The 721-nt window shown below is 58.3% G+C and carries 1 protein-coding gene; it reads right to left on the bottom strand.

Going from position 1 to position 721, the window contains the following annotated elements; genetic code table 11:
• Positions 1–145: 145 nt before the first annotated feature.
• Positions 146–721: lyase family protein (locus tag CFE47_RS31360; RefSeq protein ID WP_286843073.1), on the bottom strand; the 576-nt coding region annotated here is incomplete at its 5' end.

Below are 721 nucleotides of genomic sequence, written 5' to 3'. Positions count from 1 at the left end.
TCGCGCAGGAATTCCCGTGCCGTGATGCCGCCCAGAAGTTGAAGAGGGATGTCAGGATTCATGTGTAACCTATTGAAAGAAAGCACTTTTCAGACTGGAATAAAAACGCCCGGCGCGGCCGGGCGTCTCAAGGGTCTTGCGGTAATCAGATGCGCTTGGCTTGGGCCACGGCGTTGCCGATGTAGTTGGCCGGGGTGAGCAGTTTCAGCTCGGCCTTGGCAGCGGCTGGCATATCCAGGCCATCGATGAAAGTTTGCAGTGCTTCAGGGCTGATGCCCTTGCCGCGCGTCAATTCTTTCAACTTCTCGTAGGGGTTTTCGATGTTGTAGCGGCGCATCACGGTCTGGATCGGCTCGGCCAATACTTCCCAGCAAGCGTCCAGGTCAGCGGCAATCTTCTGCTCGTTGAGCTCAAGCTTGCTGATGCCTTTGAGGCTGGCTTCGTACGCGATCACGCTGTGGGCAAAGCCCACGCCGAGGTTGCGCAGCACGGTGGAGTCGGTCAGGTCGCGCTGCCAGCGGGAGATCGGCAACTTGCTGGCCAGGTGCTGGAACAGGGCGTTGGCGATGCCGAGGTTGCCTTCGGAGTTTTCGAAGTCGATCGGGTTGACCTTGTGCGGCATGGTCGACGAACCGATTTCACCGGCAATGGTGCGCTGCTTGAAGTAGCCCAGGGAGATGTAGCCCCAGATATCGCGATCGAAGTCGATCAGGATGGTGTT

Origin of the sequence: Pseudomonas sp. PGPPP1, from assembly GCF_002255865.1 — a bacterium.
GTDB lineage: Bacteria > Pseudomonadota > Gammaproteobacteria > Pseudomonadales > Pseudomonadaceae > Aquipseudomonas > Aquipseudomonas cremoris.
This window is presented reverse-complemented; position numbering and strand designations above follow the sequence as displayed.